Below are 15,116 nucleotides of genomic sequence, written 5' to 3' on the forward strand. Positions count from 1 at the left end.
AAGAACACCAACTTGTCGTCATTCGGAGGGATTTGCTTTTTCTCTAGCTACAACTAACTTTTTCTTAAAAATCAGACCGAGAACAAAGACAATTCCAAGTACCCCAATCCCTATAACGTGTGCAATAATTACCCAGTACGTCTCTATAAACATCATTGCTCTCTCATGATCAAACACAACCCAGTATCCATAAGCAGTTAACACTGAACATACTGGTATGATGACAGGTCTATAGTCCTTTAGACCGAACAACCGCTGGATAGAAACTGAAGCACAAAGAAAGGTCATCATAATTTGCGTTAAGACGGATAATGCGAAAAGCGCAACCATCATCATTTCATATCTATGAATAAAATGACCAATTTCAGCACTTCTGGCCATCTGCATACATGAAACAATATATTGTCCCGTTACTTCGGCTGACAGTACACCGATCTCCAGAATGGGCCAAATGACAACAAATAAACCACCATAGGCAATTCCAGCCACCCCAGAGTTTTTCCATACCTCCTGTTTTTTTACGATCGGTAAAATAATAGCTGCCATCATAATCGACATCATCCAATCTGCATTATGATGACGACTCGCCCAGATTGTTTTTGTTACTCCAGATTCAAACACGGGCATTAACTCACGAATATCAAACTTTGGCAACGAACCAATCATAATTAAAATATTTAAGGCTAAAATTGAAAAAACGCCGATTAACGCCATTCTTGCAATTACTTCAATTCCAAAATGAATCGCATAAACCCCTAAAAGAAATGCAACAGAAACCACAAGTAGAATCGGAGCATCAGGTAGAAAATAATCTTTAATATGATAAACAAATGTAGCCATTATCGTGCCATATGATGCAAGAAAAAAGATAAATACGAGTAGACTTATTATTCTCCCAAACCACTTCCCAGCTAGTACTTCGCTTTGATGAATAATATCCGAATCTGGTAGCCTTCTTACAATAGAAACAGTAAATACGATGATGAATAAACCGACCACCACCGATATGAGCGTTGATATCCAAATATCATTTCCAATTTCACGAGCCATTGATCCTTGAGTCACACCAATGGCTTTTGCATAGACCATATTAATCATTAGTGCCATAAACATTCCGTTAGATATTCGTACTTTCATAGCAACACCTCTTTATTTACCCGACTCAGTGGGATTATATAATAGTGCAGATTCATTTACATGTGCTGTTGAATGAACCTTTAATGTAATAGAGGGCAATAAATCCCCCCACTCATCCTTAAAACCTTTCCATTCCAAGGGATATCTATTATTAAATACCTTCCCTAATTGCAGAAAATCTGATTTTTCTACTTGAGCCTTATTAAATACTGTTTCAATCTGACTTTTAATTTCTTCTGCGACAAGTTTCTCTATTTTTTCAACTTGATCCCTATCTTTTAAAGTAAATGGACAACCTGCTTCAACAACAGCACCATAAATATCAATAGTCGCTTCAAATGCAGGAAGATTATTTTTAACCATAGGTTTCAAATCAAAAGACTGATCAAGAACTTCCACACTTAACTTTTTAGTAGGATCACTCGGACAGTTAATCCCGATTACTCCTGATTCTACAGTCTCAATAAATGGCAATAATCCCTTAACCTCATCTGGCTGGACAATTCCAACAAGTTTATCGTCTTTAAATATCCCCGCACCTGCCAAATCGACCTGCTTATATGAACCAGATTGACCTTCCTTTTTATTAGATACGCCACGTTTTTGTAGCTTTACTCTTGCTAAAACAGGTTGTGTCTCTTCACTTAAATAGGCAGCTTGTAAATCCATCATTTGAGTTTGTGGTGCATGAGTAGAAATAGTCGTATATCGAAATAATTTATCAATGGCTTCACCAGGAACAACCTCTAAACCAGTTATAGTAGAAATTACTTCACTTGCTTTATCAGGTGTAACGACCACCCAAGTTCTCATGCGCAATTGGGGATTTCTAGTAAAAAAATCAATGATATCACCAATTCCTATTTCTCTAGCAAGATCCTCGTTAATCACAATGGCATAATTATGCGCCCAGAACACTCGGCGAGAAGAAAATGAAGCTAAATTTCGAATCGCTTCAAAGATCGTTTCTCCTTCTGCAGAAGCGGACCAAATAGGATCCCCTGTTTGTCCCGAAGGAGCCCCTGTTTGTCCTCTTGCATCTGCTGGCCGGGCAACTTGAGTTGTAACCCTGATCGACCCTTCTTTTTCACCTTTGTCTAAACCGACAGCCATCACTAATGCCAACTCATCGATTTCAATTTTTCCAGTACAGCTAGTCAGCAGGGGTATCAAGAAAAAAACTAAAGAAAACAATAAAATCCTCCGATTCACTTATCATTCTCCTCACATTCATAAATTCATAAGAAACTATTTTTTTGGCCCTTTTTCAGGAGGCTCAGGAAGTTGGTCACTTCCAACTCTATCCTCTACCCCTTCAGCAAGCTGTGGCTGCTTTTCCATTTTCCACCATGGCATACGGACAACAATGTCCTTTTGATCTGAAGGTTGGAAAGGAGCTGCTGGAGCAAGGTATGATTCTCCAAAAGAGCGAATCGTTAAGGCATGGATTGCTAACAACGTAAACATCGTAGCAAAACCTAGTAACCCTAGTGTTCCTGAAGCAACTAGAAGCGGAAACCGAATCAACCTAATTGAAAAAGAAGCAGCATAATTAGGAATAGCGAAAGAAGAAATTCCCGTAACAGCAACAATAATAACCATAAATGGCGAAACGAGACCTGCTTGTACAGCAGCCTGTCCTATAATTAAGGACCCAACGATACTAACAGCTTGCCCTACAGGCTTCGGCATTCTGAGACCCGCTTCTCTCATAAGTTCAAAGGCAATCTCCATTACGATTGCTTCTAATAAGACTGGAAAAGGTACAACCTCACGCCCTGAAGCAATCGTTAATGCTAGAGGAGTTGGAATCATCTCCTGATGAAAGCTTACTAACATAACATATAAAGATGGCAGAGTTAAGCTAATCACAAAAGCGATATAGCGTATGATTCGAAAAAAGGAGCCAGCCATATAACGTGAATAATAATCATCACTCGCTTGTAAAAACTGCCAGAAATAAGTGGGCATTAGAAGAACAAATGGTGAATTATCAACAAAAACAGCCACTCTTCCTTCTAAGATAGCTGAAGCAACCTTATCAGGTCTTTCCGTGCTCAAAACAGTTGTAAATGGCGAATAAGGAGCATCTGAAATAAGTTCCTCAATATACCCACTATCCATAATGCTATCAATTTTAATTTTTTGTAGTCGTTCCTTTACCTCATCAACTAAACTCGGTTTAACAGTTCCTTCTAAATAAGCAATATTAATGTCTGTTTTTGATTTAGTACCAATTTTCATTCCCTCCATCTTAAAAAGAGGGTCTCTAATTCTTCTTCTCACTAAGGCAGTATTGGTTCGAATATTTTCAGTAAAGCCATCTCTTGGACCACGGACCACCTGTTCTGTCGCTGGATCTTCAACCGATCTTTCCTTCCAGCCTTTTGTAGACGCTATAAATGCTTGTTCGGAATGATCGATAACAAATAATGAATCACCAGATAAAATAGCATCAATTCCTTCTTCAACTTTGCGCGTTAACTTAACATTATGTTTCGCTAATATCTCATTTTTCAATTTATCAGCAAAGTCCGGACCTTCCATCGTCTCATGCATACTAGTTAGAAGTTCATTTGCACGATACACCAATAGATCTAACACCGCATTTATCTCAAGGGAATTAACAAGACCATCTGTATAAATGCATGTCCCCTTAATATCACGATTATGATCGTGGAATACAAATTCTCTATAAACGATGTCATCATTATGACTTAAAATCTCTTTAAATAATGCGAGATTATTCTCATGACCACTATTAAATGATTGTTTTAACAAGTGTCTCACTTTGTCTGCGTGTTTCATAAAAGTTCTCCCTTTCTATTCTGTGAAGTATTTTCCCCTAAGAAAGAAAACACTATTCTACTTGAATGAAAGAGAGCAAGATGGAGAATATAGAAAAAATAAGAGGTGATCCTGTGAATATTTATCATACTTGGATTTATGAGCATATCTTAAATACTCGTTGGATGGTTTGGGGAATTGTCGCTACAGTGTTCCTTGCTAATCTATTAGGTCCTATCCACATTTGGTTTGTGATGAATAGTAAATCAATGCCGTTTAAGAAGAAAGAACAAGAGAGACCAACAAAAAAGGAAGTAACTGAATAACCATTCTAGGGCAAGATAAATGACGGAACTTACTGTCAAGTGCTATAATTACTTAGATAATCGAAATTATTACATAGGAGGTTCCCTAATGGATACTGCTCTTTTTTCACCTTATACGATTAAAAACATAACCATCAAAAATAGAATCGTCATGTCACCAATGTGTATGTATTCTAGCCATAATGAGGACGGAAAGGTTCAAGATTTTCATCACACTCACTATATTAGTCGTGCAGTTGGACAAGTGGGGCTAATTATGGTAGAAGCAACAGCAGTTACTCCTCAAGGAAGAATTTCAGCTGCTGATCTAGGAATTTGGAGTGATGAACATATCCCAGAACTACAAAAGCTAGTTCAGTCAATCAAGCAATATGGTGCAACATCGTCTATTCAAATAGCCCATGCTGGGAGAAAAGCAACCATAGACGGAGAAATAATCGCACCTTCAGCCATTGCGTTTAATGAACAAATGAAGCAGCCCAAAGAAATGACGCTTGAAGAAATTAAAGAAACCGTTCAAGCATTTAGAGAAGGTGTCCGTCGAGCCAAGGAGGCTGGCTTTGAGATCATTGAACTTCACGCAGCACATGGCTACTTAATTAACCAATTTTTATCACCATTATCAAATAAGAGAAATGACCAATATGGCGGAAGCTTTGAAAACCGCTACCGTTTCTTAGGTGAAATTATTGAGTCGGTGAAAGAAGTTTGGGATGGTCCACTAATGGTGCGTATATCAGCAAGTGATTATCACACTGACGGACTGAATGTGGATAATTATGTGGAATATGCAAAAATGATGAAGGAACAAGGAGTAGACTTGATCGATGTAAGCTCAGGTGCTGTTGTACCAGCTCCTATCACCCCTTACCCAGGTTACCAGGTTAAGTTCGCAGAAAGAATTCGACATGGTGCTGGGATCGCAACAGGTGCAGTTGGATTAATTACAAATGGTTTACAAGCAGAAGAAATACTAAGAAATGATCGAGCAGACTTAATCTTTATCGCACGCGAACTATTAAGAGACCCCTACTGGCCAAGAACCGCTGCAAAGCAATTAGGAGTAGAAATCGAAAGCCCTAAACAATACGACCGTGGTTGGTAAATAGAAAAGCGAAAGAAGCCCGCTTACATCCATAGGTTGGTGGAGCAACTGACGAGAGACCTTGGTCTCGGGCGGAAGTTGTGAAGCAGCCGTAGGATGTGGCTTCTGTAGCTGGACAAATAGAAAAGCGAAAGAAGCCCGTTTATCGGCGACAGGCATAAGACAGGCGCTGACAGAAGGCGCTTTTTGCCTTCCGAAGCGACTGACTTATGACCCCGAGCCGATGGCGCCTGTAGCTGGACAAATAGAAAAGCGAAAGAAGCCCCACTTACATCCATAGGCTGGTGGATTTCAAAAAATACAGGATAGCACTCCTTAGTGCTCATCCTGTATTTTTTAAGTTATAAAAAAGACTCAGAACCAAACTAAAGAGTAAGCAATACGATATGAGCAATACTACTAGAAAACACCATTAAAGGAGAATTCGTATGAAACGCGACGACAAAAAAATTATTAATTTAGTAAATAAAGAAGAAAAACTCAAGATTGAGACTGAATTAAAAAGCCTCCGCTTCACTAAGAATTTCCGGTCAGCCTCAGCCGAAGAATGGTATTTATTTCTTGAGCATTTTCAAGATCCAAACATTGGTGGTGCTGCGGGTAAAGTAATCGTACATTATAATCTATACGGTAATCGAGAAGTATTTATCAACACAACCATTATCATTGATGATCCTCTTTTACATGAAAAAAAACATCAACAACTTTTATATGCGATTTGCGATGAAACCATTGATCGACTAGTTGGATATGCAGACACACTACTTTCTGTTCATGCTGGTAAAAATTCGTATGATGCAGAATATGTTGACCAAAGTAATTAAAACTAAAAGAATAGATTAATCTAACCCAAACCCCTGTTTAGTTAAGTATTCTCTCATATACGTTCTTTTCGGTATTTGTAACATCGTTGACATTTGCTCTGTCCACGTGTCTCTTCTATTACCATTAGTACGCTCAGCATAATACATTGATATTTCTTGATTGTATTGTTTGAGCTCCCCTTTAAAGTGCTCTATATCCTGTTGGTACTCCTCTTCATGATAGATATTTGAAAGAGGAAGTCTAGGTTTTTGGCTAGATTCATCTAAGGGGTGACCGATAGCAAGACCAAACAAAGGCAACACTCTTCTTGGTATCTTTAACACATTTTGAACGTCCTCTAGGTGATTTCGAATTCCACCAATATAGCATGCCCCAAGTCCCATTGATTCGGCGGCAAGCACTGCGTTTTGAGAAGCGAGTGCTGCATCTATAAGGGCTACCATAAATGTCTCAGTACTTTCAATTGATTTCGAAATATCCTTTCCTTCCATTTCAGCAGCCAATTCATGACGATATAAATCTGCACAGAAAACAAAGAAATGACCATTATGTTCAACATACGATTGATTTCCGGCAATCTCTGCTAATTTCCTTTTCTTCTCTTTGTCCTTCACCCCAATTATCGTGTAAGCCTGAACAAAGCTAGAAGTAGATGCTGCCTGGGCACTGTTAACAATGAGCTCTATCTGCTCTTTGGAGAGTGGTTCTTCCTTAAATTTACGGATCGATCGGTGATTTAATATGGTTTCGATTGTTGAATTTATAATCATCATTATCCCTCCTCTACTATAGTTATAACAAAAAAGAAGCATTAAGGCATCTTATTAACCTCATCTCTTGCAACTGAATATATATAGGTAAATTAGTTACAAAGAGGAGAGAATACCGTGACAATTCGAAGAGCCACGCACAATGAGATAGCAATAATCAGGAGTTATGGTGATAAAGTTAGAGATGAAGCTTCATTAGGTTATTTAGCTAATAGCCCTTATGCAGCAGAGGAATTGAAAGGCTTTAATGATTATTTTATTTCAGAGGATAAAGGTGTCATTCAAGGATGGGTATTAGTAGGCGAGTCATTTGACTATTACACAAGTCAAACGACCGGAATGATTCTTGAATTATATGTATTTAAGGAGCATCGAAATCGAGGGTTAGGAAAAATATTAATAAAATCAGCCTTATCTTATTTTAAGCATCTTGGACTTAACCGAATCCATCTAAATGTGTTCTCAGGAAACCATGCGAAAAAACTTTACGAGAAACTAGGTTTTAAGGAAGTTTCCACAGTAATGGAGAAAAAAATATAATACTTTTAAGGGGGAGAGCTAAAGCGAAGCCTTCCCCTCCCTTGTAGTATTATTTATAGCATCACTCTTTACCGTACGATTTCATATGTAAATAAATCAAAGGCAAGAAAAGTATTTGGGAAAATCTCTTTGGCTTCACGTTCTAACCTACTAGCATCATCGCCTTGATATCTTGAGCTAATATGGGTCAATATAAGCGTTTTTACGTTTGCATCAGATGCAACTTGGGCTGCTTGTGAGGTTGTTGAATGAAAATATTCATGTGCTAAATCTTGTTCATTAGAACTGAATGTAGCCTCATGGATCAGAGTATTTGCATTTTTAGCTAGCAGTAGACTATTATCACAATGACGAGTATCGCCTAGAATTGTCACTACTCTACCACTTTGGGGAGGGCCTATAAAGTCTTTACCATCTATCACTCTACCATCATCAAGGGTAACGACCTCCCCTGCTTTAATGTTCTGATAAATAGGACCAGGTGGGATCTCAAATACCTTTAGTTTATCAACCAGTAATGTACCTAGCAGATCTTTTTCAATAACACGATACCCATATGAATCAATTCCATGGTCTAACTTTTTTACAATAACCTCAAATTGATTATCCTCAAAAATCGTTCCATCCTCTTCTATCTCATGAACATTTAATGGATATTTCAAATGTGTTTTGCTAATGGACAAAGAAGTATTTATAAATTCCTTGATTCCCTTTGGACCATAAACAGTTAAAACAGTATCACCACTTTGAAATGAGCGACTACCTAACAAGCCAGGTAAACCAAATATATGATCACCATGTAGATGTGTTATAAAAATCTTCTCAATTCTACGTGGCTTAATTGGTGTATATAGAATTTGATGTTGAGTTGCCTCCCCGCAATCAAATAGCCATGTTGTACCCCTTTCAGCAACTAACTGTAGGGCAATTGAAGAAACGTTCCGTTCTTTTGCTGGAACCCCTGCACCAGTTCCGAGAAATATGATTTCCATGTAAAACACCTCACTTTTTGAAAAAAGATTATTGTAACAATTCGAAAAATTGTATAAACTAGAATAACTGTAGTCATATTTCAAAATTAGAAAGAGACATGGTATCATTTTAACCTATGGGGGAAGAATCGCACAAATGATGTTATCGATACCACAATCATATACACTACATCAATAAGTAATAAACGGTGAAATCGGAAACAATAAAACGATGTATTGAACTGGTTTCTCGAATTTTGACACAATTCAAAAATATTTTTTCAAAAAACAAACTAAATGTTTGATTTAACTGAAATAAAAGTCTAAAATTAATTATTTGTATAGGATAAAAATTTCAAAATAATCAAGCATGAATAAAGTGAGGTACTATTCGTGAATACATATAAACCTAAAACAACAATTGTTATTTTTGGAGCTACTGGTGATTTAGCAAAACGAAAGCTATTTCCATCCATTTACCGCTTATTCAAAAAAGGAAAAATCTCTGAAGATTTCGCAGTGGTTGGTGTTGCTAGAAGACCATTGACAAACGAAGAATTCAGAAGTAATGTAATCAACTCTGTCTCTGAGGTTGATCAAAACTGTGAGAATATAGAAGGCTTTTCTAGTCATTTTTATTATCATCCGTTTGATGTGACTAATACCGCTTCTTATCAAGAGCTTAATCAGTTATTAGGAACATTAGACGATACATATCACACAGAAGGCAATCGTATTTTTTACTTAGCTATGGCACCTGAATTCTTCGGAACAATTGCCGAGCATTTGAAAGAAGAAGGATTAACAAAGACGAATGGATATAGTCGCCTTGTTATCGAAAAACCATTCGGACATAACCACCCTTCTGCACAACAACTAAACGATCAAATCCGACATGCTTTTAAAGAAGATCAAATTTACCGTATTGATCATTATCTTGGTAAAGAAATGGTCCAAAACATTGAGGTTATCCGGTTTGCAAACGCGATTTTCGAACCACTATGGAATAATCGTTATATTTCTAATATCCAAATAACTTCAAGTGAAGTTCTAGGTGTTGAGGATCGTGGTGGCTACTATGAAAAATCTGGTGCCATTCGTGATATGGTTCAAAATCACATGCTACAAATGGTTTCTCTACTAGCAATGGAGCCTCCGATCAAATTAACTACAGAAGAAATTAGAAGTGAGAAAATCAAAGTATTACGTGCATTACGTCCAGTTGATGAAAACAATATCGACGAATACTTTGTAAGAGGCCAGTATGGACCAGGAACGGTAAATGACGTTAACGTTAATGGTTACCGTGAGGAAAATAATGTTGATCCTAATTCGATTACCGAAACGTATGTAGCTGGAAAATTAATGATTGATAATTTCAGATGGGCTGGTGTTCCATTCTATATTCGAACCGGGAAGAAAATGGCTGCCAAATCAACAAAAATTGTAGTGCAATTTAAGGATATCCCAATGAACCTTTACTACAAAAAAGGGGTCAATGAACCAGTCCAAAACCCTAACCTTCTTGTTATTCATATTCAACCAGAAGAAGGAATTACACTACATCTTAATGTGAAGAAATCCGGACAAGAAACACAACCAGTTCAGTTAGATTTCAGCAATGATTTAATTGATGGTATTAATACACCTGAGGCATATGAAAAGCTGATTTATGATTGCATTCGTGGTGATGCAACCAACTTTACTCATTGGGATGAAGTTTCACTTTCTTGGAGCTTTGTTGACCCAATCTCTTCAGTATGGGAAAGTAGAATTACGACTGATTTCCCTAATTACCCTGCTGGTTCGATGGGTCCAAAAGCAGCTGATGATCTATTAGCTAAAAATGGTGATCATTGGTGGCCACTATCTGACTTTGAAAATAAGAAGTAACAAAGGAGTGTTAACATGAAAATCTATGATGTTTCAACAACGATTCAACATGGGATGGCTGTTTATGAAAACAAGTCTGAAAAAAAACCAACTATCACAACTGTGACTGACGGATATATTTCTGAAACTAGACTTGATATGGATGTTCATAATGGTACACATGTTGATGCTCCGTTACATATGATCGTTAATGGTGAAGCCATCGAAACACTTGCTCTTGAGGATCTTGTTGGTTCTAGTAAAGTCTTTGATTTAACAGACATTGAAGACAAAATTACAAGAAAAGACCTTGAAGCATTAGATATCCAAAAGAACGATTTCATCATTTTCAAGACAAAAAACTCTTTTGAAGAGGAGTTTAACTTTGACTTTATCTTTTTAGCTAAAGAAGCCGCAAAATATCTTGTAGAAAAAGGCATTCGTGGCGTGGCTACAGATGCACTAGGAATCGAACGCAGCCAGGAAGGTCATCCAACCCATAAAACACTATTTGGAGCAAATATCATCATTATTGAAGGCTTACGTCTTAAAGATGTACCTGCTGGTGAATATTTCATGGTTGCTGCTCCATTAAAACTAACAGGCATAGAAGCGGCACCTGCTCGTATATTATTGCTTGAAGGTGTACAAGCATCTCAATAGAAACTGGACCTCATCTTTATGGATGAGGTCTTTTTTTCTGATTAATATAAATCAATTCATAGAAAAAAGAACAGTCAGATCACTCCAACTGTCCTCACAAATATTAATTATTTTACTTTTCCATCCATTCTGTATGGAACACGCCTTCTTTATCAATACGTTGGTACGTATGAGCACCAAAGTAATCTCTTTGCGCTTGTAATAGGTTAGCTGGCAAAGTCTCTGTACGATAGCTATCAAAGTATGCTAATGCACTAGAGAACGATGGTACTGGGATTCCGTTAGCAATAGCAACACTTAGGATTTCACGTAATGAACCTTGGTAGCTCTCAACGATTTCCTTGAAGTAAGGATCAAGCAATAAGTTTGAAAGATTTGCTTCACGGTCATATGCATCCTTAATCTTCTGAAGGAATGCCGCACGAATAATACATCCACCTCTGAAGATCATTGCAATTTCACCGTAACTTAAATTCCAGTTATACTCATCAGAAGCAGCTCTCATTTGAGCAAACCCTTGAGCATATGAGCAGATTTTACTCATATAAAGGGCTTTACGTACAGACTCGATTAAAGCCGCTTTATCACCTTCGTATGGAGTTGCAGAAGGCCCGCTAAGAATCTTGCTTGCTTTTACACGCTCATCCTTCATTGCAGAAATAAAGCGAGCAAATACAGATTCTGTAATGATTGGAAGTGGTACCCCAAGATCTAAAGCACTTTGACTTGTCCATTTACCAGTACCTTTTTGTCCAGCTGTATCCAAGATAAGATCAACTAGAGGCTTTCCAGTTTCCTCATCCATTTTTGTGAAGATGTCAGCAGTAATTTCGATTAAATAACTATCAAGTTCACCCTTATTCCATTCAGCAAAAATTTCGTGAAGCTCTTGGGCAGAAACACCAAGAACCTGCTTCATTAAGAAATAAGCTTCTGAAATTAACTGCATGTCACCATACTCAATACCGTTATGCACCATCTTCACATAATGTCCCGCTCCATCTGGGCCGATATATGTGCAACATGCGTCTCCATCCACTTTCGCAGCAATGTCCTTCAAGATTGGCTCAACTAAATCATATGCTTCTTTTTGTCCACCAGGCATGATTGAAGGTCCTTTTAATGCCCCTTCTTCTCCACCAGAAACACCAGTCCCTATGAAATGGATTCCAGCTTCTTCAAGCTCTTTATTTCGACGTTGTGTATCTACAAAATATGTATTACCACCATCAATTAGAATATCACCTTTATCAAGATGAGGCTTTAACGCTTCGATTGTTGCATCTGTTGCTGCTCCAGCTTTTACCATTAATAAAATTTTTCTTGGTGTTTCAAGTGAATTTACAAATTCTTCAACACTATATGTACCAATTAAATTTTTATCTGTTGCTTCCTTCAGTACTTCTTCTGTCTTTTCAGAAGAACGGTTATATACCGATACTGAATACCCTCTGCTTTCAATATTGAAAGCTAAGTTTTTTCCCATTACTGCTAAACCAACGACACCAATTTGTTGTTTTGCCATTATTAAACTTCCTTTCTTGCGCTCATTTACATTAAGCATAATACCTTTTACTTTAGCAAATTTCTTTGATACTGTCACCTTTTAATTGTTAGAATTTTTGTTATTATTTAAATCACTTAGAAAATCCTTCTCAAAACTAGTCCCATGATGATTATCTCCAATATTCTCTTCATCACTTCGGGACATTCCTTTTTTAACAACATCATTTCCATACTTTTGAATCAACTCGTTCATTACTTTCATTAAGGGCTCTTTTTTCGCGTCCTTTTCAAATGAAAACAAATCGAGTTGCTTATAGGCTTCCCCTTTTTCAACTAAATCTTGTGCAGTGATACCAATTAAACGAACTGCTTCCTCATTCCAATGATGCTTCCATAAGTAAAGGGCTGCTCGGTATATATCTTCTTCCAGTTCAATTGGATTATTAAGCTTTCTACTTCGTGTAATAGTTTTCCGATCAGAATACCTTATTGTAAGCTGAACATTGGTAGTCATCATGTTTTTGCGACGAATTCTTCGAGCCACAGAGGCGGATAATCGCTTCATTACTTCATAGATTTCTTCAAGGTGTGTGGTATCCTGGGGTAAAGTTGTAGAATTCCCGATACTTTTGAAATCAGAAATACTGTCTGGGTCAACCGAACGATTATCTATTCCATTTGCCCTTTGCAATAGTCTTTCACCATTAATGCCTAATAGTGTCTTAAGCTGAACATCATTTCCTTTTGCTAAGTCACCAATCGTTTCAATACCAATCCCTTTTAGCTTCTCAGCAGTTTTACTCCCAATACCATGCATTTCTCCCACAGTAAGTGGCCATAACACATGTGGGACATCTCGCTTTCTCAGAATTGTAATTCCCATTGGTTTTTTCATATCGGAAGCCATTTTTGCTAAGAATTTATTAGGGGCAATACCAATACTACAAGGAAGCTTTAACTGTTCATATAATTTAGTCTGTATTTCTTGCGCTAGTTCAATGGGTGAGCCTTTTTCAAAGCATTCTGTAATATCCATATATCCTTCATCAACAGAAACTGGTTCAACAACGGGTGTATAGCTCCTCAGAAACTCAAACATGGCGAGAGAAGCTTTACGATATCGTTCAAAGTTAGGCTTTTTAATGATTAGGTGTGGACAAAGTCTCTTTGCTTCCCATAAAGGCATAGTCGTTTTCACACCTAAACGTCTAGCTTCATAGCTACATGTAATAATAATCCCACGTCGTTCTTCCACATTCCCTGCGATTGCAAGAGGTTTTCCCTTGAGAGTAGCATCATAAGCCATTTCGACAGAAGCATAAAAACTATTCATGTCCACATGCAGAATTACTTTACCATTTGTTGGATACATGTTTTTCATGTTCTACACTCCCGTTACAGTCAATGTTATATTTCTGCTTACAATATCGTACAAACAAGAGAAGCGGCTAATGAAATAGGGTAACTGCTTGTTTTTCAAGCATTAATTATTTGCTGCTACATCCTCTATAATTGCAACGACCATTTCGGTAAGTTTCACAAGCTCTTCAACTGGCATTCTTTCATTAGTCGTATGAATTTCTTCGTAACCAACTGCAAGATTGACCGTTGGAATACCGTGACCTGCAATTACATTCGCGTCACTTCCTCCACCGCTTTGAAGAAGTTCACTTGTACGACCAATTTTTGATGCAGCACGTTTAGCCACTTCTACAACATGATCTCCATCCTTGAATTTAAATCCTGGATACATGACCGTTATCTCAACATCGGCACTTCCACCCATTTGAGAAGCCGTTGTTTCATAAGCAGTTTTCATTTTCTGAACCTGTGCTTCCATTTTTTCAGGCACAAGTGAACGTGCTTCTGCTAAAATATCAACTCGATCACAAACGATATTCGTCTGAGTACCACCTTCAAATCGACCTATGTTTGCTGTGGTTTCTTCATCAATTCGACCTAATGGCATTTTAGAAATCGATTTAGCTGCAATCGTAATAGCAGAAACTCCTTTTTCCGGGGCAACTCCTGCATGAGCCGTTTTCCCATGTATGATTGCTTTTACCTTAGCTTGTGTTGGCGCAGCAACAATTATATTACCAACTTTTCCATCACTATCAAGTGCGAACCCAAATTTAGCTGTGATTAATTTAGGATCAAGTGCTTTTGCACCAACAAGACCTGACTCTTCACCAGCAGTAATAATAAATTCTATTGTTCCGTGTTCAATTGATCTTTCCTTAAGTAATTTGATGCATTCTAACATCGCAGCTAATCCTGCTTTATCATCTGCGCCAAGGATTGTTGTGCCGTCAGTAATGACATACCCATCTTTGATTGATGGCTTAATGCCTTTTCCAGGAACAACAGTATCCATATGGGATGTAAAATAGATTGTATCTACACCTTCTTTTGTTCCAGGTAATGTACAAATTAAATTCCCTGCTCCATGTCCTGTTATACCTGTTGTGTCATCCTCTATTACATTTACTCCAAGTGAAGTGAACTTTTCCTTTAACACCTTCGCAATTTCAGATTCAAATTTTGTTTCAGAATCAATTTGAACCAATTCCAAAAATTCATTAACAAGTCGATCTTGATTCACCATATGTAT

Annotated in this window: 14 protein-coding genes; 6 read left to right on the forward strand and 8 right to left on the reverse strand. The window is 37.5% G+C overall.

Features of this window, described 5'->3' with window-relative positions; all coding sequences use genetic code 11:
• Window positions 1-18 precede the first annotated feature (18 nt).
• From BLQ56_RS18045 to BLQ56_RS18055, 3 genes are read right to left on the reverse strand one after another with little or no spacing between them, the layout of a single operon-like run.
• Window positions 19-1,137 carry a GerAB/ArcD/ProY family transporter gene (locus tag BLQ56_RS18045; RefSeq protein WP_090857674.1) on the reverse strand — a complete coding sequence of 373 codons (1,119 nt, stop codon included), beginning with the start codon at window positions 1,135-1,137 and terminating at the stop codon, window positions 19-21.
• A 12-nt stretch (window positions 1,138-1,149) separates the two neighbouring features.
• A complete protein-coding gene (locus BLQ56_RS18050) occupies window positions 1,150-2,331 on the reverse strand; it encodes a Ger(x)C family spore germination protein (protein WP_238457311.1) in 1,182 nt (393 codons plus the stop codon).
• Between the two features lie 54 nt (window positions 2,332-2,385).
• A complete protein-coding gene (locus tag BLQ56_RS18055; RefSeq protein WP_090857681.1) occupies window positions 2,386-3,945 on the reverse strand; it encodes a spore germination protein in 1,560 nt (519 codons plus the stop codon).
• Window positions 3,946-4,025: 80 nt separating this feature from the next.
• Here BLQ56_RS18055 and BLQ56_RS18060 point away from each other — a divergent pair, with 80 nt between their 5' ends.
• The 3 genes from BLQ56_RS18060 to BLQ56_RS18075 all read left to right on the forward strand — a co-directional run bounded on the left by BLQ56_RS18060 (window position 4,026) and on the right by BLQ56_RS18075 (window position 6,179).
• Window positions 4,026-4,250 carry a hypothetical protein gene (locus tag BLQ56_RS18060; RefSeq protein ID WP_238457312.1) on the forward strand — a complete coding sequence of 75 codons (225 nt, stop codon included), beginning with the start codon at window positions 4,026-4,028 and terminating at the stop codon, window positions 4,248-4,250.
• 88 nt (window positions 4,251-4,338) lie between these two features.
• Window positions 4,339-5,355 carry an NADPH dehydrogenase NamA gene (gene namA, locus BLQ56_RS18065; RefSeq protein ID WP_090857684.1) on the forward strand — a complete coding sequence of 339 codons (1,017 nt, stop codon included), beginning with the start codon at window positions 4,339-4,341 and terminating at the stop codon, window positions 5,353-5,355.
• A 428-nt stretch (window positions 5,356-5,783) separates the two neighbouring features.
• Entirely contained in the window at window positions 5,784-6,179 is a 396-nt protein-coding gene (locus tag BLQ56_RS18075) for a hypothetical protein (RefSeq protein ID WP_090857691.1), read from the forward strand.
• A gap of 15 nt (window positions 6,180-6,194) precedes the next feature.
• Here the strand turns inward: BLQ56_RS18075 and nfsA are convergent, their stop codons facing one another.
• The gene (nfsA, locus tag BLQ56_RS18080; RefSeq protein WP_090857870.1) at window positions 6,195-6,944 is read right to left on the reverse strand and encodes an oxygen-insensitive NADPH nitroreductase; all 750 of its coding nucleotides are present in this window, start codon (window positions 6,942-6,944) and stop codon (window positions 6,195-6,197) included.
• Between the two features lie 123 nt (window positions 6,945-7,067).
• Here nfsA and BLQ56_RS18085 point away from each other — a divergent pair, with 123 nt between their 5' ends.
• Complete coding sequence (locus BLQ56_RS18085) at window positions 7,068-7,490, forward strand: GNAT family N-acetyltransferase (protein ID WP_090857694.1); 423 nt, start codon at window positions 7,068-7,070, stop codon at window positions 7,488-7,490.
• Window positions 7,491-7,558: 68 nt separating this feature from the next.
• Here the strand turns inward: BLQ56_RS18085 and rnz are convergent, their stop codons facing one another.
• Complete coding sequence (gene rnz, locus BLQ56_RS18090) at window positions 7,559-8,482, reverse strand: ribonuclease Z (protein ID WP_090857697.1); 924 nt, start codon at window positions 8,480-8,482, stop codon at window positions 7,559-7,561.
• Window positions 8,483-8,854: 372 nt separating this feature from the next.
• Between rnz and zwf the strand changes: the two genes are divergently transcribed.
• A complete protein-coding gene (zwf, locus tag BLQ56_RS18095; protein WP_090857700.1) occupies window positions 8,855-10,354 on the forward strand; it encodes a glucose-6-phosphate dehydrogenase in 1,500 nt (499 codons plus the stop codon).
• Between the two features lie 15 nt (window positions 10,355-10,369).
• Complete coding sequence (locus BLQ56_RS18100; protein ID WP_090857703.1) at window positions 10,370-10,996, forward strand: cyclase family protein; 627 nt, start codon at window positions 10,370-10,372, stop codon at window positions 10,994-10,996.
• A gap of 112 nt (window positions 10,997-11,108) precedes the next feature.
• Here the strand turns inward: BLQ56_RS18100 and gndA are convergent, their stop codons facing one another.
• The 3 genes from gndA to BLQ56_RS18115 all read right to left on the reverse strand — a co-directional run bounded on the left by gndA (window position 11,109) and on the right by BLQ56_RS18115 (window position 15,110).
• Window positions 11,109-12,521, reverse strand: coding sequence for an NADP-dependent phosphogluconate dehydrogenase (gene gndA / locus BLQ56_RS18105; protein ID WP_090857706.1), 1,413 nt, complete (start codon window positions 12,519-12,521; stop codon window positions 11,109-11,111).
• A gap of 81 nt (window positions 12,522-12,602) precedes the next feature.
• Window positions 12,603-13,883 carry a DNA polymerase IV gene (locus BLQ56_RS18110; RefSeq protein ID WP_090857709.1) on the reverse strand — a complete coding sequence of 427 codons (1,281 nt, stop codon included), beginning with the start codon at window positions 13,881-13,883 and terminating at the stop codon, window positions 12,603-12,605.
• Between the two features lie 102 nt (window positions 13,884-13,985).
• Window positions 13,986-15,110 carry a tripeptidase T gene (locus tag BLQ56_RS18115; RefSeq protein ID WP_090857712.1) on the reverse strand — a complete coding sequence of 375 codons (1,125 nt, stop codon included), beginning with the start codon at window positions 15,108-15,110 and terminating at the stop codon, window positions 13,986-13,988.
• Window positions 15,111-15,116: the final 6 nt, after the last annotated feature.

Origin of the sequence: Litchfieldia salsa, assembly GCF_900104555.1 — a bacterium.
GTDB lineage: Bacteria > Bacillota > Bacilli > Bacillales > Bacillaceae_L > Litchfieldia > Litchfieldia salsa.